At 57.1% G+C, this 23,161-nt stretch carries 21 protein-coding genes; 17 read left to right on the top strand and 4 right to left on the bottom strand.

Annotated features, from left to right (window positions below):
* Window positions 1–85 precede the first annotated feature (85 nt).
* Both ACA048_RS20790 and ACA048_RS20785 read left to right on the top strand, forming a co-directional pair.
* Window positions 86–397: a DUF485 domain-containing protein gene (locus tag ACA048_RS20790; protein WP_497626073.1), complete on the top strand. Its 312-nt coding sequence runs from the start codon at window positions 86–88 to the stop codon at window positions 395–397.
* Window positions 394–2,052 (top strand): cation acetate symporter, encoded by a 1,659-nt coding sequence (locus ACA048_RS20785; protein WP_497626072.1) that lies wholly within the window; start codon window positions 394–396, stop codon window positions 2,050–2,052. Before ACA048_RS20790 ends, ACA048_RS20785 begins: the two co-directional genes overlap by 4 nt.
* 224 nt (window positions 2,053–2,276) lie before the next feature.
* Here ACA048_RS20785 and gltA read toward each other — a convergent pair whose 3' ends face one another.
* On the bottom strand, window positions 2,277–3,566 hold the full coding sequence (gene gltA / locus ACA048_RS20780) for a citrate synthase (protein WP_017337241.1): 1,290 nt from the start codon (window positions 3,564–3,566) through the stop codon (window positions 2,277–2,279).
* A 363-nt stretch (window positions 3,567–3,929) separates the two neighbouring features.
* On the opposite strand from gltA, the gene sdhC reads away from it, so the two are divergent.
* The 12 genes from sdhC to ACA048_RS20720 all read left to right on the top strand — a co-directional run bounded on the left by sdhC (window position 3,930) and on the right by ACA048_RS20720 (window position 18,334).
* Window positions 3,930–4,304 (top strand): succinate dehydrogenase, cytochrome b556 subunit, encoded by a 375-nt coding sequence (gene sdhC / locus ACA048_RS20775; protein ID WP_477804218.1) that lies wholly within the window; start codon window positions 3,930–3,932, stop codon window positions 4,302–4,304.
* Window positions 4,298–4,666 (top strand): succinate dehydrogenase, hydrophobic membrane anchor protein, encoded by a 369-nt coding sequence (gene sdhD, locus ACA048_RS20770; protein WP_497626071.1) that lies wholly within the window; start codon window positions 4,298–4,300, stop codon window positions 4,664–4,666. The genes sdhC and sdhD overlap by 7 nt, the downstream gene beginning before the upstream one ends.
* Before the next feature lie 3 nt (window positions 4,667–4,669).
* Window positions 4,670–6,445, top strand: a complete 1,776-nt coding sequence (gene sdhA, locus ACA048_RS20765; protein WP_452627609.1) for a succinate dehydrogenase flavoprotein subunit — start codon at window positions 4,670–4,672, stop codon at window positions 6,443–6,445.
* 11 nt (window positions 6,446–6,456) lie between these two features.
* Entirely contained in the window at window positions 6,457–7,161 is a 705-nt protein-coding gene (locus ACA048_RS20760) for a succinate dehydrogenase iron-sulfur subunit (protein WP_223514152.1), read from the top strand.
* Between the two features lie 276 nt (window positions 7,162–7,437).
* Window positions 7,438–10,269, top strand: a complete 2,832-nt coding sequence (locus ACA048_RS20755) for a 2-oxoglutarate dehydrogenase E1 component (protein ID WP_497626070.1) — start codon at window positions 7,438–7,440, stop codon at window positions 10,267–10,269.
* Between the two features lie 42 nt (window positions 10,270–10,311).
* On the top strand, window positions 10,312–11,532 hold the full coding sequence (odhB, locus tag ACA048_RS20750; RefSeq protein WP_497626069.1) for a 2-oxoglutarate dehydrogenase complex dihydrolipoyllysine-residue succinyltransferase: 1,221 nt from the start codon (window positions 10,312–10,314) through the stop codon (window positions 11,530–11,532).
* Window positions 11,533–11,628: 96 nt separating this feature from the next.
* Window positions 11,629–13,065 carry a dihydrolipoyl dehydrogenase gene (gene lpdA / locus ACA048_RS20745; protein ID WP_497626068.1) on the top strand — a complete coding sequence of 479 codons (1,437 nt, stop codon included), beginning with the start codon at window positions 11,629–11,631 and terminating at the stop codon, window positions 13,063–13,065.
* A gap of 196 nt (window positions 13,066–13,261) precedes the next feature.
* Window positions 13,262–14,428, top strand: a complete 1,167-nt coding sequence (gene sucC / locus ACA048_RS20740; RefSeq protein ID WP_007898980.1) for an ADP-forming succinate--CoA ligase subunit beta — start codon at window positions 13,262–13,264, stop codon at window positions 14,426–14,428.
* Entirely contained in the window at window positions 14,428–15,309 is an 882-nt protein-coding gene (sucD, locus tag ACA048_RS20735; protein ID WP_223514145.1) for a succinate--CoA ligase subunit alpha, read from the top strand. The genes sucC and sucD overlap by 1 nt, the downstream gene beginning before the upstream one ends.
* Window positions 15,310–15,647: 338 nt before the next feature.
* Window positions 15,648–16,961, top strand: coding sequence for a branched-chain amino acid transport system II carrier protein (gene brnQ / locus ACA048_RS20730; protein ID WP_007945145.1), 1,314 nt, complete (start codon window positions 15,648–15,650; stop codon window positions 16,959–16,961).
* A gap of 234 nt (window positions 16,962–17,195) precedes the next feature.
* Window positions 17,196–17,933: a DUF599 domain-containing protein gene (locus tag ACA048_RS20725; protein WP_497626067.1), complete on the top strand. Its 738-nt coding sequence runs from the start codon at window positions 17,196–17,198 to the stop codon at window positions 17,931–17,933.
* On the top strand, window positions 17,933–18,334 hold the full coding sequence (locus ACA048_RS20720) for an MAPEG family protein (RefSeq protein ID WP_497626066.1): 402 nt from the start codon (window positions 17,933–17,935) through the stop codon (window positions 18,332–18,334). The genes ACA048_RS20725 and ACA048_RS20720 overlap by 1 nt, the downstream gene beginning before the upstream one ends.
* 67 nt (window positions 18,335–18,401) lie before the next feature.
* Here ACA048_RS20720 and ACA048_RS20715 read toward each other — a convergent pair whose 3' ends face one another.
* The gene (locus tag ACA048_RS20715; protein WP_223514140.1) at window positions 18,402–18,659 is read right to left on the bottom strand and encodes a hypothetical protein; all 258 of its coding nucleotides are present in this window, start codon (window positions 18,657–18,659) and stop codon (window positions 18,402–18,404) included.
* A 156-nt stretch (window positions 18,660–18,815) separates the two neighbouring features.
* Between ACA048_RS20715 and ACA048_RS20710 the strand changes: the two genes are divergently transcribed.
* The 3 genes from ACA048_RS20710 to htpG all read left to right on the top strand — a co-directional run bounded on the left by ACA048_RS20710 (window position 18,816) and on the right by htpG (window position 21,727).
* Window positions 18,816–19,292, top strand: coding sequence for a PaaI family thioesterase (locus tag ACA048_RS20710; protein ID WP_497626065.1), 477 nt, complete (start codon window positions 18,816–18,818; stop codon window positions 19,290–19,292).
* On the top strand, window positions 19,289–19,741 hold the full coding sequence (locus ACA048_RS20705; protein WP_497626064.1) for a PaaI family thioesterase: 453 nt from the start codon (window positions 19,289–19,291) through the stop codon (window positions 19,739–19,741). The genes ACA048_RS20710 and ACA048_RS20705 overlap by 4 nt, the downstream gene beginning before the upstream one ends.
* Window positions 19,742–19,822: 81 nt before the next feature.
* Window positions 19,823–21,727, top strand: a complete 1,905-nt coding sequence (htpG, locus tag ACA048_RS20700) for a molecular chaperone HtpG (RefSeq protein ID WP_497626063.1) — start codon at window positions 19,823–19,825, stop codon at window positions 21,725–21,727.
* An 88-nt stretch (window positions 21,728–21,815) separates the two neighbouring features.
* On the opposite strand, the gene ACA048_RS20695 is transcribed toward htpG, so the two are convergent.
* Window positions 21,816–22,679 carry a pirin family protein gene (locus tag ACA048_RS20695; RefSeq protein ID WP_497626062.1) on the bottom strand — a complete coding sequence of 288 codons (864 nt, stop codon included), beginning with the start codon at window positions 22,677–22,679 and terminating at the stop codon, window positions 21,816–21,818.
* 61 nt (window positions 22,680–22,740) lie between these two features.
* A complete protein-coding gene (locus ACA048_RS20690; RefSeq protein ID WP_497626061.1) occupies window positions 22,741–23,157 on the bottom strand; it encodes an OsmC family protein in 417 nt (138 codons plus the stop codon).
* Between the last annotated feature and the right edge of the window lie 4 nt (window positions 23,158–23,161).

Below are 23,161 nucleotides of genomic sequence, written 5' to 3'. Positions count from 1 at the left end.
AGACTAAGGTCGTCTGGAACCTGTTCCGCAGCCGCATAGAGTGGATAGCGTTCCAACTTTAATCTGTGCTGCGAGGATAAAAACAATGAACGACAGCATTTACCTCTCGATTCAAAACAGCCCGCGCTTCAAGGAGCTGGTTAGCAAGCGAGAAAAGTTCGCCTGGATACTTTCAGCGATCATGCTTGGGCTTTACTCCGGATTCATCCTTATGATTGCTTACGGGCCGCATGTACTGGGGGCGAAAATCAGCCCTGAGTCTTCGATTACCTGGGGAATACCAATTGGTGTCGGGCTGATTCTCTCTGCCTTTGTCCTGACGGCAATCTACGTACGACGCGCCAATGGCGAATTCGACGACCTGAACAATGCGATTCTCAAGGAGGCTCAGCAATGATCCGGCGTCTAATGGCTCTATTGAGCGTTGCAGCATTCGCACCAGGGGCCTGGGCGGCTGACGCCTTGACCGGTGCAGTGACTAAACAACCGCTGAACGTGGCTGCGATCTTGATGTTCGTGGTGTTCGTCGGCGCGACTTTGTGTATCACTTACTGGGCCTCCAAGAAAAACAACTCGGCAGCTGACTACTATGCGGCGGGCGGCAAGATCACCGGTTTCCAGAACGGTCTGGCGATTGCCGGTGACTACATGTCCGCGGCGTCTTTCCTGGGTATTTCCGCCCTGGTGTTCACCTCTGGCTACGACGGCCTGATCTACTCGATCGGCTTCCTGGTGGGCTGGCCGATCATTCTGTTCCTGATCGCCGAGCGTCTGCGTAACCTGGGTAAATACACCTTTGCCGACGTGGCGTCCTACCGCCTTGGGCAAACCCAGATCCGCACGCTGTCCGCTTGCGGTTCGCTGGTGGTGGTGGCGTTCTACCTGATCGCGCAAATGGTGGGTGCCGGCAAGCTGATCCAGCTGCTGTTCGGTCTCGACTACTACGTTGCGGTGATACTGGTCGGTATCCTGATGTGCATGTATGTGTTGTTCGGCGGCATGCTGGCGACTACATGGGTGCAGATCATCAAGGCTGTGCTGCTGCTGTCCGGTGCTTCGTTCATGGCGCTGATGGTCATGAAGCACGTCAACTTCGACTTCAACATGCTGTTTTCCGAGGCGATCAAGGTTCACCCTAAAGGTGAAGCGATCATGAGCCCGGGCGGTCTGGTGAAAGACCCGATCTCGGCGTTCTCCTTAGGGCTTGCGCTGATGTTCGGTACCGCTGGCCTGCCGCACATTCTGATGCGCTTCTTCACCGTGAGCGACGCAAAAGAAGCTCGCAAGAGCGTGCTGTATGCAACCGGCTTCATTGGCTACTTCTACATCCTGACGTTCATCATTGGCTTCGGCGCGATCCTGCTGGTCAGCACCAATCCGGAGTTCAAAGATGCGGCGGGCGCGCTGTTGGGCGGCAACAACATGGCGGCGGTGCATCTGTCCAACGCGGTGGGCGGCAGTATTTTCCTGGGCTTCATCTCGGCGGTGGCGTTTGCAACCATTCTGGCCGTAGTGGCCGGTTTGACCCTGGCCGGTGCTTCGGCGGTGTCTCACGACCTGTACGCCAGCGTGATCAAGAAGGGCAAGGCGAACGACAAGGATGAAATTCGCGTCTCGAAGATCACCACTATCGCACTGGCCGTGTTGGCGATCGGCCTGGGCATTCTGTTTGAAAGCCAGAACATCGCGTTCATGGTGGGCCTGGCGTTCTCCATCGCGGCGAGCTGTAACTTCCCGGTGCTGCTGCTTTCCATGTACTGGAAAAATCTGACCACCCGCGGTGCAATGATCGGCGGCTGGTTGGGCCTGGTAAGTGCTGTTGGCTTGATGGTGCTTGGCCCAACCATTTGGGTTCAGATCCTCCATCACGAGAAGGCGATCTTCCCGTATGAATACCCGGCGCTGTTCTCGATGGCGATTGCCTTTGTTGGTATCTGGTTCTTCTCGATCACTGACAAGTCGACCGCGGCTGACAAAGAGCGGGCTCTGTTCTTCCCTCAGTTCGTTCGTTCGCAGACTGGTTTGGGGGCGAGTGGGGCGGTTTCGCACTAAGGCTTCAGGTTTGGTTATGTAAGTTGCGTTAAACAGAAATGCCCCGGTCGAGAGATCGGGGCATTTTTGTTTGTTCGCAGGTTGAAAGGTGTGTTGTCAGGGCTGACGCAATCGCGAGCAGGCTCGCTTGTATGTTTAGACTTGAAGGGGGCACAAACAAAAACGGCCTCTATATAAATAGAGGCCGTTTCCGGTGCAGCCAACACGTTATCGCAAGACAGGTCTTATTTGCGGTCTTCCAGCTTGGTGATGTCACGCGACTCGTAGCCGGTGTACAGCTGGCGCGGGCGGCCAATCTTGTACGGGCTGGAGAGCATTTCTTTCCAGTGGGAGATCCAGCCGACAGTCCGCGCCAAGGCGAAGATGACGGTGAACATGCTGGTTGGAATGCCGATCGCCTTGAGGATGATCCCCGAGTAGAAGTCGACGTTCGGGTACAGCGAGCGTTCGATGAAGTACGGGTCGGTCAGGGCGATCTCTTCCAGGCGCATGGCCAGTTCGAGTTGCGGATCGTTGTTGATGCCCAGTTCTTTCAGTACTTCGTCGCAGGTCTGTTTCATGACGGTAGCGCGTGGGTCACGGTTTTTGTAAACCCGGTGACCGAAGCCCATCAGTTTGAACGGATCGTTCTTGTCCTTGGCCTTGGCGATGTACTTGTCGATGTTCGAGACATCGCCAATTTCATCAAGCATGGTCAGAACGGCTTCGTTCGCGCCGCCGTGGGCAGGGCCCCACAGTGCAGCGATGCCGGCGGCGATACAGGCGAACGGGTTGGCACCCGAAGAGCCGGCCAGACGTACGGTGGAAGTCGATGCGTTCTGCTCGTGGTCGGCATGGAGGATGAAGATCCGGTCCATGGCCTTGGCGAGCACCGGGCTGATCGGTTTGATCTCGCACGGGGTGTTGAACATCATGTGCAGGAAGTTTTCCGCGTACGTCAGGTCGTTGCGCGGGTACATCATGGGTTGGCCCATGGAGTACTTGTAAACCATCGCTGCCAGCGTCGGCATCTTGGCAACCAGACGGATCGCGGAAATTTCGCGATGCTGCGGGTTATTGATGTCGAGAGAGTCGTGGTAGAACGCCGAGAGGGCGCCGACTACGCCGCACATGACGGCCATCGGGTGGGCGTCGCGACGGAAACCGTTGAAGAAGGTCTTCAGCTGCTCGTGAACCATGGTGTGGTTCTTGACGGTGCTGACGAACTGGGCCTTCTGTTCTGCGGTCGGCAATTCGCCGTTGAGCAGCAGATAGCAGGTTTCCAGGTAGTCCGACTTTTCAGCCAGCTGTTCGATCGGGTAGCCGCGGTGCAACAGAATGCCGTTGTCGCCGTCGATATAGGTGATCTTCGACTCGCAGGAAGCGGTCGACATGAAACCAGGGTCAAAGGTGAAACGGCCCGTGGCCGTCAGGCCCCGAACATCGATAACATCGGGACCAACGGTGCCGGTTAAAATGGGCAGCTCGACGGGGGCTGCGCCCTCGATGATCAACTGCGCTTTTTTGTCAGCCATGTGGCCTCCTATTTATGCTTGAAATCATCAGACAGACCCCCCACGCAGGGCCCGCACCACTATAGTGAGATAAATTCGAATGTCAATTTGCCTAAAGTCTTGCTCCAGAAGGCTTTAACCGGACTTTTTCCTCGAAATTGACTGCCATTTACGCCTTTTATCCAACTTGTGCAATCAGCTATTAGGGGAAGGTGAACGCGTTGTCATTAGTAGCCTAACTGTCTATACTCGGCCTCCGACCGCCAGGGGCTTTTGGGCCTGCTTTATTGGGGGTCGCACTCCCTGGGTGGTGGGTACCTGACCAGTGCACTCCCCAACAACTTTGCCCTGATTGTTAGGGGCTCTTCAGTGTGAAAAAAAGCCGTGAATAGCCAACGACCTGTAAACCTAGACCTAAGGACCATCAAACTCCCAGTCACTGCTTACACGTCCATTCTTCACCGGATCTCCGGAATCATCCTCTTTGTCAGCCTGGCCATCATGCTTTATGCATTGGACAAGTCGCTGAGCTCGGAAGAAGGTTTTGGCCAGGTGAAGGCGTGTCTGACCAGTCCGCTAGCCAAGCTAGTGACATGGGGCATCCTGTCCGCCTTGCTGTATCACCTGGTTGCCGGTGTGCGCCATTTGATCATGGATATGGGCATCGGCGAGTCGCTTGAAGGCGGCAAACTGGGCTCGAAAATCGTTATCGCCGTTTCCGTGGTGGTAATCGTTCTGGCAGGAGTTTGGATATGGTAACTAACGTCACGAACCTGTCGCGTTCGGGCCTCTATGACTGGATGGCACAGCGTGTGTCTGCGGTCGTTCTCGCGGCTTATTTCATTTTCCTGATCGGATACGTCGTTGCCCATCCTGGCCTCGGCTACGCCCAATGGCATGAACTGTTCGCAAGCAACTGGATGCGTATTTTCAGTCTCCTGGCTCTCGTTGCCCTCGGCGCTCACGCCTGGGTCGGCATGTGGACCATCGCGACCGACTACCTGACGCCAATGGCGTTCGGCAAGTCCGCGACTGCAATACGTTTCCTCTTCCAGGCAGTATGCGGCATCGCGATGTTCGCCTACTTCGTCTGGGGTGTGCAGATTCTTTGGGGTATCTGATTCATGTCTACTACAGTTAATACGCTTTCGTTCGACGCCATCATCATTGGCGGCGGCGGTGCTGGCATGCGCGCTGCTCTGCAGCTGGCGCAAGGTGGTCACAAGACTGCCGTGGTTACCAAGGTTTTCCCGACTCGTTCGCACACTGTATCCGCCCAGGGTGGCATCACCTGCGCCATCGCCTCGGCAGATCCGAACGATGACTGGCGCTGGCACATGTACGATACCGTCAAGGGTTCCGACTATATCGGTGACCAGGACGCTATCGAATACATGTGTTCCGTAGGCCCGGAAGCCGTTTTCGAACTCGAGCACATGGGCTTGCCGTTCTCCCGTACTGAACAGGGTCGCATCTATCAGCGTCCGTTCGGCGGTCAGTCGAAAGACTTCGGTAAAGGTGGCCAGGCTGCTCGTACATGCGCCGCTGCCGACCGTACCGGTCACGCTCTGCTGCACACTCTGTATCAGGCCAACCTCAAGGCCGGCACCGTATTCCTCAACGAATACTACGGCGTCGACCTGGTGAAGAACGAAGATGGTGCCTTTGTCGGCATGATCGTCATCTGCATCGAGACTGGCGAAACTTCCTACGTCCGCGCTAACGCCACCGTATTGGCGACCGGCGGTGCAGGCCGTATCTACTCGTCCACCACCAACGCGCTGATCAACACCGGTGACGGCGTCGGCATGGCTCTTCGTGCTGGCGTGCCGGTACAAGACATCGAAATGTGGCAGTTCCACCCGACCGGCATCGCCGGCGCCGGTGTACTGGTTACTGAAGGCTGCCGCGGTGAAGGCGGTTACCTGATCAACAAGCACGGCGAGCGTTTCATGGAGCGTTATGCTCCGAACGCCAAAGACCTGGCGGGTCGTGACGTTGTTGCTCGCTCGATGGTTAAAGAAATCATCGCCGGCAACGGTTGCGGTCCGGATGGCGACCACGTAATGCTGAAACTCGATCACCTCGGTGAAGACGTTCTGCACAGTCGTCTGCCAGGCATCATGGAACTGTCCAAGACCTTCGCTCACGTCGATCCAGCCGTGGCGCCGATTCCGGTCGTTCCAACCTGCCACTATATGATGGGCGGCGTGCCGACCAACATTCATGGTCAGGCAATCACTCAGGACGCTGAAGGCGTTGACCAGATCATCCCGGGCCTGTTCGCAGTAGGCGAAGTGGCGTGCGTATCGGTTCACGGTGCCAACCGTCTGGGTGGCAACTCGCTGCTCGACCTGGTGGTATTCGGCCGTGCCGCCGGCCTGTTCCTGGAACAGACCCTGAAAGAAGGCGTTGATTACGCTCGTCCTCGCCAGTCCGACATCGACGCTGCCTTGGCGCGTCTCGATGGCCTGAACTCGCGTACCGAGGGTGAAGACGTCGCTACCCTGCGTAAAGAACTGCAAAGCTGCATGCAGAACTACTTCGGTGTGTTCCGTACCGGCGAATACATGCAGAAGGGTATTGCCCAGCTGGCTGATCTGCGTGGTCGTATCGCCAACGTCAAGATCAACGATAAGAGCCAGGCGTTCAACACTGCTCGTATCGAAGCGCTGGAACTGCAAAACCTGCTGGAAGTGGCCGAAGCCACTGCCATCGCTGCAGAAATCCGCAAAGAGTCCCGCGGCGCTCACGCCCGTGAAGACTACGAAGACCGCGACGACGAAAACTGGCTGTGCCACACCCTGTACTTCCCGGGTGACAAGCGCGTCACCAAGCGCGCCGTGAACTTCTCGCCGAAGACTGTTCCGACTTTTGAACCTAAGATTCGGACTTATTAAGGGTGGCCGCCATGTTGCAAGTCAGTGTTTATCGCTACAACCCTGATCAGGACGCTGCGCCGTTCATGCAGGAATTCCAGGTCGATACCGGTGGTAAAGACCTGATGGTGCTGGACGTGCTGGCCCTGATCAAAGAGCAGGACGAGGGTTTCTCCTATCGTCGCTCTTGCCGTGAAGGTGTTTGCGGTTCCGACGGCATGAACATCAACGGCAAAAACGGCCTGGCGTGCGTCACGCCGTTGTCCGCTGTCGTAAAAGGTAACAAGTTGATCGTTCGTCCTCTGCCAGGTTTGCCGGTTATCCGTGACCTGGTCGTTGATATGAGCATCTTCTACAAGCAATACGAGAAGGTTAAGCCATTCCTGCAGAACGACACGCCGGCTCCGGCCATCGAACGTCTGCAGTCCCCGGAAGAGCGTGAAAAGCTTGATGGTCTGTACGAGTGCATCCTGTGCGCTTGCTGCTCGACTTCTTGCCCGTCCTTCTGGTGGAACCCGGACAAGTTCCTGGGTCCAGCTGCTCTGCTGCAAGCGTATCGCTTCCTGGCAGACAGCCGCGACACCAAGACTGCCGAGCGTCTGGCTTCGCTGGATGACCCGTTCAGCGTATTCCGCTGCCGCGGGATCATGAACTGCGTCAACGTCTGTCCGAAAGGCCTGAACCCGACTAAGGCCATCGGTCACGTACGTAACATGCTGCTGCAAAGCGGCGTGTGACTCAGCTGTTGTAACCCGGCTGTTGTAAATGCAGTACCGCTGTACCCGTAGATGCTACGGCGCAGGCTTCAACCGGCGCCGTAGTTTTAACCTGAGCAGCAGCTTACAAGGCTGCGGCTCTTATTTTGAAGAAATGAGACAAGCAGGGGCATCCGGGCTGGTACCCGGACTATCAGCGTGATCCTAAGTGGCTTGTTTTGGTCGCTGCATTCGGACTTCTGCAAGTGTGCTCGGTGTCGACGCCGGTGGTGTTCCCCTAACCGAGGGTGACCAAGCATGCAAGAAAGCGTGATGCAGCGCATGTGGAACAGCGCCTACCTATCTGGTAGTAACGCTGCCTATGTGGAAGAGCTCTACGAGCTCTACCTGCACGACCCTAACGCTGTGCCAGAAGAGTGGCGCACCTACTTCCAGAAGTTGCCGGCTGACGGCAACACTGCTACCGATGTTTCGCACTCCACAATTCGCGATCATTTCGTCTTGCTGGCAAAGAACCAGCGCCGCGCCCAACCGGTTTCCGCCGGCAGCGTGAGCAGTGAGCACGAGAAGAAGCAAGTTGAAGTGCTGCGATTGATCCAGGCCTACCGTATGCGTGGCCACCAGGCAGCCCAGCTTGACCCGCTGGGGCTGTGGCAGCGTCCTGCACCTGCAGACCTGTCGATCAATCATTACGGCTTGACCAATGCCGATCTTGATACGATCTTCCGTGCCGGCGACCTGTTTATCGGCAAAGAGGAAGCGAGCCTACGCGAAATTCACGAAGCGTTGCAGCAGACATATTGCCGCACCATCGGCGCTGAATTTACGCATATCACCGATTCCGAGCAGCGCCAGTGGTTCCAGCAGCGTCTGGAAAGCGTGCGCGGCCGTCCAACGTACTCCGCCGACATCAAGAGCCACCTGCTCGAACGCGTCACCGCCGGCGAAGGTCTGGAAAAATACCTGGGCACCAAATACCCGGGCACCAAGCGTTTCGGTCTGGAAGGCGGCGAGAGCCTGATTCCGATGCTCGACGAACTGATCCAGCGTTCCGGTTCCTACGGCACCAAGGAAATCGTCATCGGCATGGCCCACCGTGGCCGTCTCAACGTGCTGGTCAACACCTTCGGCAAGAACCCGCGCGAGTTGTTCGACGAGTTCGAAGGCAAGAAGAAGGTCGAGCTGGGTTCCGGTGACGTTAAGTATCACCAGGGCTTCTCGTCCAACGTGATGACCACCGGCGGTGAAGTTCACCTAGCCATGGCGTTCAACCCTTCCCACCTGGAAATCGTTTCTCCAGTGGTCGAGGGTTCGGTTCGCGCCCGTCAGGATCGTCGTAACGACCCTACCGGTGAGAAGGTTCTGCCGATTTCCATCCACGGTGACGCGGCATTCGCCGGTCAGGGCGTGGTGATGGAAACCTTCCAGATGTCGCAGACCCGCGGTTTCAAAACCGGCGGCACTGTGCACATCGTGATCAACAACCAGGTCGGTTTCACCATCAGCAACCCGCTGGACTCGCGTTCCACCGAGTACGCGACCGACGTTGCGAAAATGATCCAGGCGCCGATCCTCCATGTGAATGGTGATGATCCGGAAGCCGTGTTGTTCGTGACCCAGCTGGCCATCGACTACCGCATGCAGTTCAAGCGTGACGTGGTGATCGACCTGGTCTGCTACCGTCGTCGTGGCCACAACGAGGCCGACGAGCCAAGCGGCACCCAGCCAATCATGTATCAGCAGATCACCAAACAGCGCACCACCCGTGAGCTGTATGCCGATCGTCTGACTCAGGGCGGTGTGCTGGACGCAGAGCGTGTTCAAGCGAAAGTCGACGAATACCGCAATGCTTTGGACAACGGTCTGCATGTTGTAAAAAGCCTGGTCAAAGAGCCGAACAAAGAGTTGTTCGTGGACTGGCGTCCGTATCTGGGCCACGCCTGGACCGCGCGTCACGACACGCGTTTCGATCTGAAAACCTTGCAGGAACTGTCCGCCAAGCTGCTGGAAATTCCGGAAGGCTTCGTGGTTCAGCGCCAGGTCTCGAAAATCTACGAAGACCGTCAGAAGATGCAAGCCGGCGGCCTGCCGATCAACTGGGGTTACGCCGAAACCATGGCGTACGCGACCCTGGCGTTCGAAGGTCACCCGATTCGCATGACGGGTCAAGACATCGGTCGCGGTACGTTCTCGCACCGTCACGCTGTCTTGCACAACCAGAAAGACGCGGGTACCTACGTCCCGCTGCAAAACCTGTACAAGGGCCAACCACGTTTCGACCTGTACGATTCGTTCCTGTCCGAAGAAGCCGTGCTGGCGTTCGAATACGGTTATTCGACCACCACGCCTGAGGCGCTGGTGATCTGGGAAGCCCAGTTCGGCGACTTCGCCAACGGTGCCCAAGTGGTTATCGACCAGTTCATCACCAGTGGCGAGCACAAGTGGGGCCGTCTCTGCGGTCTGACCATGTTGCTGCCGCACGGTTATGAAGGTCAGGGACCGGAGCACTCGTCGGCTCGTCTGGAGCGTTACCTGCAACTGTGCGCCGAGCACAACATTCAGGTAGCCGTACCGACCACGCCGGCTCAGATCTACCACTTGCTGCGCCGTCAGGTGATTCGCCCGCTGCGCAAGCCATTGATCGTTCTGACTCCGAAGTCGCTGCTGCGTCATAAACTGGCCATATCGACCCTGGAAGATCTGGCCGAAGGTTCGTTCCAGACCGTTATCCCGGAAATCGATGTTCAAGATCCGAAAAAGGTCGAGCGCATTGTTCTGTGTAGCGGCAAGGTCTACTACGACCTGCTGGAAAAACGCCGTGCCGAAGGTCGTGACGACATCGCCGTCGTGCGTATCGAGCAGCTGTACCCATTCCCTGAGGACGACTTGAATGAAGTCCTGGCTCCTTATACCAACCTCAAGCATATCGTTTGGTGTCAGGAAGAGCCGATGAACCAGGGTGCCTGGTACTGCAGCCAGCATCACATGCGCCGCATCGTTGGCAATCACAACAAGGCACTCGTGCTCGAGTACGCCGGCCGTGATGCTTCTGCTGCACCTGCTTGTGGTTACGCATCGATGCACGCTGAGCAGCAAGAAAAACTGCTGCAAGACGCCTTTACTGTTTAACGCCTTCGCGCACCTGAAACCGAATTTAAGGACCCACAGATAATGGCTATCGAAATCAAAGCCCCCACTTTCCCGGAATCGGTTGCCGATGGCACCGTTGCCACCTGGCACAAAAAACCAGGCGACGCCGTCAAGCGTGATGACCTGATCGTCGATATCGAAACCGACAAGGTTGTGCTGGAAGTGTTGGCCACTGCTGACGGCGTGCTGGGCGCTATCGTCAAGAACGAAGGCGACACCGTTCTGTCCGACGAAGTCCTGGGCTCCATCGAAGCGGGCGGCGCTGCTGCTGCCCCGGCTGCCGCTGCTGCGCCGGCCGCTGCACAAGCTGCTGCTCCAGCTGTTGAAGGCGAAGACGATCCTGTTGCTGCACCGGCTGCTCGCAAGCTGGCTGAAGAAAACGGCATCAACATCGCTTCCGTTGCCGGTACTGGCAAAGGCGGTCGTGTGACCAAGGAAGACGTGGTTGCTGCTGTTGCTGCCAAGAAAGCCGCTCCGGCCGCCGCGCCTGCCAAGGCTGCCGCGCCAGCTGCCGCTGCTCCTGTGTTCGCCGCTGGCGACCGCATCGAGAAGCGCGTTCCGATGACCCGCGTTCGCGCTACCGTGGCCAAGCGTCTGGTAGAAGCTCAGTCGAACATGGCGATGCTGACCACCTTCAACGAAGTCGACATGACCGAAGTCATGGCCCTGCGTTCGAAGTACAAGGACCTGTTCGAGAAGTCCCACAACGGCGTACGCCTGGGCTTCATGTCGTTCTTCGTGAAAGCGGCCACCGAAGCGCTGAAACGCTTCCCGGCTGTCAACGCCTCGATCGACGGTGCTGACATCGTTTACCACGGCTACGCCGACGTCGGTGTTGCTGTTTCCAGCGACCGTGGTCTGGTTGTACCGGTTCTGCGTAACGCCGAACTGATGAGCCTGGCTGAAATCGAAGGCGGCATCGCTACCTTCGGCAAGAAAGCCCGTGACGGCAAACTGTCGATGGACGAAATGACCGGCGGCACGTTCACCATCACCAACGGTGGTACTTTCGGTTCGATGATGTCGACCCCGATCGTCAACCCGCCGCAAGCGGCTATCCTGGGCATGCACAACATTCTGCAGCGTCCTATGGCGATCAACGGTCAGGTCGTTATCCGTCCGATGATGTACCTGGCTCTGTCCTACGATCACCGTCTGATCGATGGCAAAGAAGCTGTGACCTTCCTGGTTACCATCAAGAACCTGCTGGAAGACCCGGCTCGTTTGTTGCTGGATATCTGATAGAAGCGGCCGCAGGTTTCAAGCGCCAGGCTGCACGAAAGGGCAGTCTGGCTTGAGGCTTGCGGCTTCAAGCTTGCAAAAAAGAGGATTTTTTGAATGTCGCAGAAATTTGACGTAGTAGTGATCGGCGCGGGCCCTGGCGGCTACGTAGCTGCCATCAAAGCAGCCCAACTGGGCCTCACGACTGCCTGCATCGAGAAGTACACCGACAAGGAAGGCAAACTGGCCCTTGGCGGTACGTGCCTGAACGTCGGCTGCATTCCATCCAAGGCGCTGCTGGACAGCTCCTGGAAGTACAAGGAAGCCAAAGAAGGCTTCGCTATCCACGGTATCAATCACGCTGGCGTGACCATGGATGTGGCAGCAATGGTTGGCCGTAAAGCCAACATCGTCAAAGGCCTGACGTCCGGTGTTGCCACCCTGTTCAAAGCGAACGGTGTGACCTCCATTGAAGGTCACGGCAAGCTGCTGGCCGGTAAGAAAGTTGAAGTCACCAAGCCTGACGGTTCGGTAGAAATCATCGAAGCCGAAAACGTGATACTGGCTCCAGGCTCGCGTCCGATCGACATTCCACCGGCTCCGGTTGACCAGAATGTGATCGTCGATTCGACTGGCGCGCTGGAATTCCAATCCGTACCTAAGCGCCTGGGTGTGATCGGCGCTGGCGTTATCGGTCTGGAACTGGGTTCGGTCTGGTCCCGTCTGGGCGCAGAAGTTACCGTTCTCGAAGCGCTGGACACCTTCCTGATGGCCGCTGATGCTGCCGTCTCCAAGGAAGCGCTGAAAACCCTGACCAAACAGGGTCTGGACATCAAGCTGGGCGCTCGCGTTACCGGTTCCAAAGTGAACGGCAACGAAGTCGTTGTGAACTACACCGATGCCAATGGCGAACAGAACATCACTTTCGACAAGCTGATCGTAGCCGTTGGTCGCCGTCCGGTTACCACTGATCTGCTGTCCGCTGATTGCGGCGTGACCCTCGACGAGCGCGGTTTCGTGCACGTAGACGATCACTGCGCCACTACCGTACCGGGCGTTTTCGCCATCGGCGACGTGGTTCGCGGCATGATGCTGGCACACAAGGCCTCGGAAGAGGGCATCATGGTCGTTGAGCGCATCAAGGGCCACAAAGCCCAGATGAACTATGACTTGATCCCTTCGGTTATTTATACTCACCCGGAAATCGCGTGGGTCGGTAAAACCGAGCAGGCCTTGAAGGCTGAAGGCGTTGAAGTTAACGTTGGCACCTTCCCGTTCGCAGCCAGTGGCCGTGCCATGGCAGCCAACGACACCGGCGGTTTCGTCAAAGTCATCGCTGATGCCAAGACTGACCGCGTATTGGGCGTCCACGTGATTGGCCCGAGCGCTGCAGAACTGGTTCAGCAGGGCGCGATCGGTATGGAATTCGGCACCAGCGCTGAAGACCTGGGCATGATGGTTTTCTCCCATCCGACCCTGTCTGAAGCCTTGCACGAAGCAGCTCTGGCAGTGAATGGCGGCGCCATTCACATCGCCAACCGCAAGAAGCGTTAAGACAATAAGAAACCACGGCGGAATGGCCCGTCGTGAGCCTTGCATGCAAGACTCACCGCGGAATATCCGCTGGACGCAGTCTTGAGTAGCTGCACCGGTTGTCCGGAAAGGCTACGCAAGCAGCAGTCACAGGTGGTGCGGCACTTGAACAAGTGCAGCACCGAATGCGCAGTACCTAACGAAGACGGTAATAAGCATGAATCTTCACGAGTATCAGGGTAAGCAGCTGTTCGCTGAATACGGCCTGCCAGTTTCTACCGGTTACGCAGTAGACACCCCGGAAGCAGCAGCAGAAGCTTGCGACAAAATCGGCGGCACCGAGTGGGTTGTCAAAGCCCAGGTCCACGCTGGTGGTCGCGGTAAAGCGGGCGGCGTCAAGCTGGTTCGCAGCAAAGAAGACGCTAAGGCATTCGCACAGCAGTGGCTGGGCAAGCGTCTGGTGACTTACCAGACTGACGCCAATGGTCAGCCAGTCACCAAGATCCTGGTTGAATCGTGCACTGATATCGCTAAAGAGCTGTACCTGGGCGCTGTCGTTGACCGTTCGAGCCGTCGTATCGTGTTCATGGCTTCCACCGAAGGTGGCGTGGACATCGAGAAAATCGCTCACGACACCCCTGAGAAAATCCTCAAGGCCACTATCGATCCACTGGTTGGCGCTCAGCCATTCCAGGGTCGCGAGCTGGCATTCCAGCTGGGTCTGGAAGGCAAGCAAGTTGCTCAGTTCGCCAAGATCTTCGTAGGTCTGGCCAAACTGTTCAAGGATCACGACCTGGCTCTGCTGGAAGTGAACCCGCTGGTGATCAAGGCTGACGGCGATCTGCATTGCCTCGATGCCAAGATCAACATCGACGCCAACGCCATGTACCGTCAGCCTAAGCTGAAGACTTTCCACGATCCGTCGCAAGACGATCCGCGCGAAGCGCACGCTGCCAAGTTCGAATTGAACTACGTAGCACTGGAAGGCAACATCGGTTGCATGGTCAACGGTGCTGGCCTGGCCATGGGTACCATGGACATCGTCAACCTGCATGGCGGCAAACCAGCCAACTTCCTCGACGTGGGCGGCGGTGCTACCAAAGAACGCGTTACCGAAGCGTTCAAGATCATCCTGTCCGACACTAACGTCGCGGCAGTACTGGTCAACATCTTCGGCGGCATCGTTCGTTGCGACATGATTGCCGAAGGCATCATCGGCGCTGTGAAAGAAGTCGGCGTGAAAATCCCGGTTGTTGTTCGCCTTGAAGGCAACAACGCTGAGCTGGGCGCTAAAGTACTGGCAGAAAGCGGTTTGAACATCATCGCTGCTACCAGCCTGACCGACGCTGCTCAACAAGTCGTTAAAGCTGCGGAGGGCAAATAATGAGCGTCCTGATCAATAAAGACACCAAAGTTATCTGCCAGGGTATTACCGGTTCGCAAGGTAGTTTCCACACCCAGCAAGCCATCGAATACGGCACCAAGATGGTTGGCGGCGTAACTCCGGGCAAAGGCGGCACCGAGCACCTGGGTCTGCCAGTGTTCAACACCGTGAAAGACGCTGTAGCTGCCACTGGCGCCACCGCCAGCGTGATCTACGTTCCAGCTCCTTTCTGCAAGGACTCCATCCTGGAAGCAGCCTTCGGCGGCATCAAGCTGATCGTTTGCATCACTGAAGGCATTCCTACCCTGGACATGCTGGATGCCAAGGTCAAGTGCGACGAGCTGGGTGTAATCCTGATCGGTCCTAACTGCCCAGGCGTGATCACTCCAGGCGAATGCAAGATCGGCATCATGCCAGGTCACATTCACTTGCCAGGCAAGGTCGGTATCGTTTCCCGTTCCGGCACCCTGACCTACGAAGCTGTGAAGCAAACCACTGACGCCGGTTTCGGTCAGTCGACTTGCGTCGGCATCGGCGGTGACCCGATCCCGGGTTCGAACTTCATCGACATCCTGAAGCTGTTCCAGGAAGACCCGAAGACCGAAGCGATCGTAATGATCGGTGAGATCGGCGGTTCGGCTGAAGAAGAAGCGGCTGCCTACATCAAGGCAAACGTGACCAAGCCGGTTGTTTCCTACATCGCTGGTGTGACTGCCCCTGCGGGCAAGCGCATGGGCCATGCTGGCGCAATCATCTCTGGCGGTAAAGGCACTGCAGACGAGAAGTTTGCTGCCCTGGAAGACGCAGGCGTTAAAACCGTGCGTTCGCTGGCAGACATCGGCAAGGCTTTGTCCGAGCTGACCGGTTGGGCGATCAAATAAGCCTCGCGCTTAGCTGACGCTTCACCAAACAAAGGCCACCTTCGGGTGGCCTTTGTTGTTTCTGGCGCTTGAGTTGTCCGCAGGCTTTTGTGGCGAGGGGGCTTAGTTGTGAACATTAGATATGCAAACGCGACACGGAAACGTCGCGTATCGGATAGTTCGCCCTCAAACAGTGCGTTTGCCGGGCAAATTCGTTAGGCTAGCCGCCATTTTTGCGAACGCCGCCCACAAGGCAGTGACGCGCTAAAGGGTCAGTCCTATACGGATCGACAGCATTTCCCTCACCCCAAAGGGAAATCCCTCTCTAAATTCCGATTCAGTAGTGTGGTATTTCCTTAATGAAAGTGTTGAAAGGCCAGGACATCCTGGCACTTGGTTTTATGACGTTTGCCCTGTTTGTCGGGGCGGGCAACATCATCTTCCCGCCTATCGTCGGTTTGCAGTCCGGGCCTAATGTCTGGATGGCGGCGCTGGGCTTTCTGATCACAGCAGTCGGTTTGCCGGTGATCACGGTGGTAGCGCTGGCGAAAGTCGGCGGGGCGATGGACGCCCTGAGCAGTCCGATCGGCAAAATCGCCGGTGGTCTGCTGGCTGCCGCGTGCTACCTCGCCGTCGGCCCGTTGTTCGCCACGCCACGTACCGCCACCGTATCGTTCGAAGTCGGCCTGGCGCCGCTGACCGGCGAGAGCCCGTTGGCGCTGTTCCTCTACAGTTCGGTGTACTTCCTGATCGTGTTCTTCATCTCGCTCTACCCGGGCCGATTGCTGGATACAGTAGGGCGTTTCCTCGCACCGCTGAAGATCATCGCCCTGGCCGCGCTCGGCATCGCCGCGTTCGCATTGCCAGCCGGTGATATCGGCGTGGCCACGCCGGAATACGTCGCGGCACCGTTCTCTCAAGGTTTCATCAATGGTTACCTGACCATGGATACCCTGGGCGCATTGGTGTTCGGGATCGTCATCGTTAACGCGATCCGCTCCCGTGGCGTTGAATCGCCGGTGCTGATTACCCGTTACGCGATCATTGCCGGGCTGATTGCCGGCGTGGGCCTGGCGCTGGTTTACGTCAGCCTGTTCCGCCTCGGTTCGGGCAGCCATGAAGTGGCCGCCGGTGCGACCAATGGCGCGGCGGTATTGCACGCTTATGTTCAACACACTTTTGGTTCGTTGGGCAGCGGTTTCCTGGCGGTGCTGATCTCGCTGGCCTGCCTGGTGACAGCGGTCGGCCTGACCTGTGCCTGCGCCGAGTACTTCAGCCGCGTGCTGCCACTGTCCTACAAGACGCTGGTCATCATCCTGGCGGTGTTCTCCCTGCTGGTGTCCAACCTGGGCCTCACCAAGCTGATTGCCTTCTCGATCCCGGTACTGACAGCGATTTACCCGCCATGCATCGCCCTGGTGGCGCTGAGCTTCTGCAAGGACTTCTGGCATGAGCAGGGCCGCATCGTCGGTCCCGTGATGCTGGTGTCGTTCCTCTTCGGCATGATCGACGCGCTCAAGGGTGCGGGTCTGGCGGACTGGATGCCGACTCAGTTGTCTCACTTGCCGCTGAGCGAGCAGGGCCTGGCGTGGCTGGTGCCGGCGGTCATGACGTTGGTGGTCGCAGTGGTTTGCGATCGCCTGCTGGGCAAGCGCGAAGAAGCGCTGGCTTAAGTCGCTGAATGGCCTGCCACAAGCGGGTCATCAAGCTGAAACAGAAATGCCCCGTATCAATCGATACGGGGCATTTTTTATGGGCGTGATGCGGTGCCTTTTTCCATAAGCTAACGTCGAAGCCTTGCAAATTTCCAATGTGGGAGATTCTATGTGGACTGATCTACCGCTATCGCGAGCAGGCTCGCTCCCACAAGGTTTCGAGTATTTCGCCCTTACATCAAAAGGACCTGCATGTCGTTCATCCACGCCAACCTGATCCACATCCTCGCCGCGCTCTGGTTTGTCATCTGCTGGGGCGGTTACACACGTTATGCCTCGTGGAAGGGCCGCGACACCGCGTGCCTGGCCAGTGTGTTGCACCTGTACCGTGAAGACTGGATGCGTCGCATGCTGCTACGCGACAACCGCATCGCCGATGCCAGCGTAGTCGGCAACCTGGAGCGTAACGCCTCGTTTTTTGCCTCCAGCACCTTGATTATTCTGGCCGGCATTCTCACCGTGCTCGGTGCTTCTGAAAGGGCGGTGTCGTTGTTGGCGGATATCCCGATGGTGCAGCAGGCGTCCCTGGGCATGTCCGAGATCAAATTGCTGTGCCTGGCGCTGGTGTTTGTCTACGCCTTCTTCACCTTCAGCTGGTGCATGCGGCAGTACAACTTTGCGGCAATTCTGATTGGCTCGGCGCCGATGGTCGGTGAGCGCCACGTTTCCGAACAAGAACGCAAAGCCTTCGCTGCCCGAGCGGCACGGGTCATCTCCATGGCAGCCAACCAGTTCAACTTCGGCCTGCGTTCCTACTACTTCGGCATGACCATGCTGGCCTGGTTTGTCAGTCCGTGGCTGTTCATGCTGATGAGTGCCGGCGTAGTGCTGGTGTTGTATCGCCGGGAGTTTCATTCCGACGTTCTAGACGTGATGGTCTATACCCCTACAGAGGCACCCTTGCCCGAGGCAAACAAAGAGGCCGCTTGATGAATATTCCGTTCTGGTGTGTGTTCGTCAGTGCATTACTGATTTATGTGGCTCGCATGCCGGTGGCCAAGGCGATGAAGGAGCAGGGCGGTTACAACAATCACCTGCCGCGTCAGCAACAGGCGCAACTTACCGGCTTCGGCGCCCGTGCGGTGGCTGCGCATCAAAACTGTTTTGAAGCCTTTATATTGTTTGCGGTGGGGGTGTTGATGGCCCACACCACACAAACCGCAGGATGGTTGATCGACCTGCTGGCGATCATCTTTGTGATCTCACGCGTTATCTACTTACTGTGTTACTGGGGTGATTTGACCTGGCAGCGCAGTTTGGTCTGGTTTGTCGGTTTCGTCTGTTCGTTGTTACTGATGCTTAGTCCGAGTTTTAGAAGCGTTTTGCTCTAACGGAGCAAATGTCAGGCAAAAGAAAACCCGCACTTGGCGGGTTTTCTTTATCACGCTAAAAACTGTTTTAGTTTTTAGGTGCTTCGGTCGGAGCTGCTGGTGCGGCTTCCTGTGCGGCGGCTTTGTTCGATTCAGCCTGAGCTTTGGCAGCTTCGGCGTTTTCTTTCGCAGCGTCGTTCACTTTATCCTGAGCTTTGTTCATATCTTGCTGAGCTTGCTCAGCATGTTTGGTTGCATCTTGAGCTTTGTCCTCGGATTTTTTATCGCAGGCAGCGAGACCGAGGGAAGCGGTCAACATCAAGGCAATAGCTAAAGTCTTACGCATGGGGTGTTTCTCCTTATGGAAATAACTACTGGCCTTTCGAGCACAGCTGGTAATGATAAGTTCCTCATTTCACACAAATATGTTGGTTAATTTTTGTCAGGAGCTTTTTGGTCTTTCCAAAACTTCGGATCCCCACTAACTAGAGTTTTTTATCACATGGCCGAAAACCCTGTTTTTGAGCGTGCGACGCGATTCCTGTCAGCACTCAGGCATTGTCAGGTCCTCGGGTTACGGGTGCACAGCGCCAGTAACGACGGACTAACGGTCATCTTGCCGTATAGCGTGCAAATCGTTGGCAACCCGGAAACCGGCGTGATCCACGGTGGTGCACTGACGTCGTTGATGGATACGGCGTGCGGCATGTCGACCCTGTGCGTGCTGCCTGAATTTGAGGTCTGCCCGACTCTCGATCTGCGCATCGACTACATGCATGCCGCCGAACCGCATAAAGATGTCTACGGTTTCGCCCAATGCTACCGAGTGACTACCGACGTGATCTTCGCTCGCGGGTTCGCCTATCAAGACGATCCCGAGCACCCCATCGCGCATGTCATCGGTACATTCATGCGCATGGGTAAAGCCATCAAAGGCACTAAAAACTTTGGCGGCGTCATCGCAGGAGGTGCGCAATGACCGATTCCTTCAAGGAACAACTGCAACGGGCCCACGAGGAGGGCAACTACGCGTCACTGTTGCACCTGATTCCTTACGCCAAATTGATCGGCGTCGAATGTTCGCGGGTGGGGGATGATCTGCTGTTTCGCCTGCCAGCCAACAAAGACAACATTGGTAACCCTTTATTGCCGGCGATTCATGGCGGCGTGATTGCCGGGTTCATGGAACTCTCGGCCGCGCTGCATTTGCTGATTTTCACCGGCTCACCGGGGGTACCGAAAATCATCGACTTCTCCCTCGATTACCTGCGCGCCGGCCAGTTTCGCGATACCTGGGCCAAATGTCAGGTGTGCCGACAGGGGCGCCGGGTCGCCAACGTGGCCGTTACTGCGTGGCAAAGTACTGAATCCGAGCCCATTGCGACGGCCCGCGGCCATTTCAAAATTGAAGAGCCCTTGAAATCCTGAACACAGCCCCCAACTTGAATGACAACCCGCCGCCGACCCTGAAGGTCGCGGCCACTGCCATCTGATTGGAGTTTGATGACCATGAGTGTGGAAACTCAAAAGGAAACCCTGGGCTTCCAGACCGAGGTGAAGCAACTGCTGCACCTCATGATCCATTCGCTGTATTCCAACAAGGAAATCTTCCTTCGCGAATTGATCTCGAACGCCTCTGACGCTGTCGATAAATTACGTTTCGAAGCCCTGTCCAAGCCTGAATTGCTGGAAGGTGGCGCCGAACTGAAAATCCGTGTGAGCTTCGACAAGGACGCCAAAACCGTCACCCTCGAAGACAATGGCGTTGGCATGAACCGTGAAGAAGCGATCACCCATCTGGGGACCATCGCCAAATCCGGCACTGCCGACTTCATGAAACATCTGTCTGGCGATCAGAAGAAAGATTCGCACCTGATCGGTCAGTTCGGTGTGGGTTTCTACTCTGCATTCATCGTCGCCGACAAAGTCGACGTGTTCAGCCGTCGTGCCGGTGATGCGGCCAGCGAAGGCGTGCACTGGTCGTCCAAGGGCGAAGGCGATTTCGAAGTTGCCACCATTGAGAAAGCCGAGCGCGGCACTCGCATCGTCCTGCACCTGAAGTCCGGTGAAGACGAATTCGCCGATGGCTGGCGCCTGCGCAACATTATCAAGAAGTACTCCGACCACATCGCTCTGCCGATCGAGTTGCCAAAAGAAGTAGCCGCCGTTGAAGGTGAAGAGACGCCGGCTGCCGAATGGGAAACCGTCAACCGCGCCAGCGCCCTGTGGACCCGTCCTCGCACTGAAGTGAAGGACGAGGAATATCAGGAGTTCTACAAGCACGTTGCTCACGATTTCGAGAACCCGCTGAGCTGGAGCCACAACAAGGTCGAAGGCAAGCTCGAATACAGCTCGCTGCTGTACGTGCCGGCCCGTGCTCCGTTCGACCTGTACCAGCGTGAGGCCCCTAAAGGCCTGAAGCTGTATGTGCAGCGTGTGTTCGTCATGGATCAGGCCGAGTCGTTCCTGCCGCTGTACCTGCGCTTCATCAAAGGCGTGGTCGATTCCAACGACCTGTCGCTGAACGTGTCGCGGGAAATCCTGCAGAAAGACCCGATCATCGATTCGATGAAGTCGGCGCTGACCAAGCGCGTTCTGGACATGCTGGAAAAACTGGCGAAGAACGAGCCTGAGCAATACAAGAGCTTCTGGAAGAACTTCGGTCAGGTCATGAAAGAAGGCCCGGCAGAAGACTTCGCCAACAAAGAGAAAATCGCTGGCCTGCTGCGTTTCGCATCGACCAGCGGTGATGAAGGCGAGCAAGTGGTTGGCCTGGCCGAATACCTGGCTCGCGCCAAGGAAGGTCAGGACAAGATCTACTACCTGACCGGCGAAACCTACGCGCAAGTCAAAAACAGCCCGCACCTGGAAGTCTTCCGCAAGAAAGGCATCGAAGTGCTGTTGCTGACCGATCGCATCGACGAGTGGCTGATGAGCTACCTCAGCGACTTCGACGGCAAGAGCTTCGTTGACGTGGCGCGCGGTGACCTGGACCTGGGCAATCTGGACTCGGAAGAGGATAAGAAAGCCGCGGAAGAAGTCGCCAAGTCCAAAGAAGGTCTGGTTGAGCGTCTGAAAACCGCACTGGGTGACTCGGTTGCTGAAGTGCGGGTTTCCCACCGTCTGACTGATTCCCCGGCGATTCTGGCGATCGGCGAGCAGGACCTGGGCATGCAGATGCGTCAGATCCTGGAGGCCAGTGGTCAGAAGGTCCCGGATTCGAAGCCAATCTTCGAATTCAACCCGGCTCACCCGCTGATCGAGAAGCTCGACAACGAGCAGAGCGACGAGCGTTTCGGCGACCTGTCGCACATTCTCTTCGATCAGGCGGCACTGGCTGCCGGTGACAGCTTGAAGGATCCGGCCGCGTATGTTCGCCGTCTGAATAAGCTGTTGGTTGAACTGTCGGTTTAACTGCGTTGTAAAAAAACCCGCTTCGGCGGGTTTTTTCATTCAGGCATGAGCCTGATCGTTCCCACGCGGAGCGGGGGAATGATCAGGTCTACCGAGGCAGTTCGATCCGCTCACTTTCCCCCGGCACCGTCGGCCAATCCCCGGCCGCCCAGCGCCGGCGTGCTTCATCGATGGCTGCCGGATCACTCGCGACAAAATTCCAGTTGATCCGCCGTGGCCCGTCCAGCGGTGCGCCGCCAAACAGCACGGCATGAAAGTCGCTTTCGGCAAACAATGTCATCTCTTCCCCCGCAGGCAACACCACCAGCGCATTCAGCTCCAACGCCTCGCCATCCAGTTGCGCTTCGCCGCTCAAGACATACAACGCGCGCTCTTCATGCTCGGTGGGAATCAGCAGCGTGGTCGCCGTTTGCAGGTTTAACTCCGCGTACAACGTAGGAGAAAGCACCGGCACCGGTGATTCCAGGCAAAAGCCTGACCCGGCAATCATCCGGATCTTCACGCCTAGGTTATCGCTGACCGGCAAAGTGCTTGCCGGATGATGGCTGTAGTGTCCCGGACCCTGTTCGTGCTCTTTGGGCGATGCCAACCAGATCTGCAAGCCGTGCATCGTAAAGCCGCTGTCTTTCAACGCCTGCGGTGTGCGCTCGACATGGGCTATCGCACTGCCGGCGGTCATCCAGCTGACATCCCCGGTATTGACCACCTGATCGGAACCGAGGCTGTCCTTGTGCTGGATCTGCCCTTCAAACAGATAGGTGAGGGTCGACAGGCCGATGTGCGGATGCTGGCGGATGTTCATGCCTTTGCCGGCCGCATAACGGGTTTCCAGCATGTGGTCGAAAAACACGAAAGGCCCAACGCTGCGGCATTTGGCTGACGGCAACTGCCGAAGAATCGGCTGGCCTTCGACATCTTCGACGCGGGGGCGGATCACGAGCGGAGTGTTCATGCTGCATTCCAGGCTGAGCGGGTGATGCGTGGAGCATAACCCGCTTGCACAGCCCTTGCCGCTATTGGCTGAACGCACCTTCGGACAGGTGGGTTTCGATGCTGACGTCGGTAGTGGTCATCAGCTTGTGGACCGGGCAGCGGTCGGCCACGCGGTGCAGTTCTTCGCGCTGAGCATCGGTGAGCACGCCCTTGAGGGTCAGTTTGACGTGCAGGGCGTACTTGCCTTTCTGCTCTTCGCTGTTGTCGCGTTTGACCTCGACCGTAACACCCGTCAGCGGGATGTCCTTCTTCTTGGCATACATCTTCAGGGTCAAGGCTTTGCACGCCCCCAACGCCGCATCGAAGTAATCGTGGGGTTCTGGTGCCGAGCCTTCACCGCCTGACGAAGTCGGCACGTCGGCAAACAGTTCGTGTTCATCGATTTGAACGCTATGGCGAAAACCTTCGGCGGAAACGGTATTGACGGTAACGGTCATGGAA

The sequence above is a fragment of the Pseudomonas sp. LBUM1659 genome (assembly GCF_059716045.1).
The sequence above is the reverse complement of the archived record's forward strand: the minus strand, read 5'-3'. Positions and strand labels throughout refer to the sequence as shown.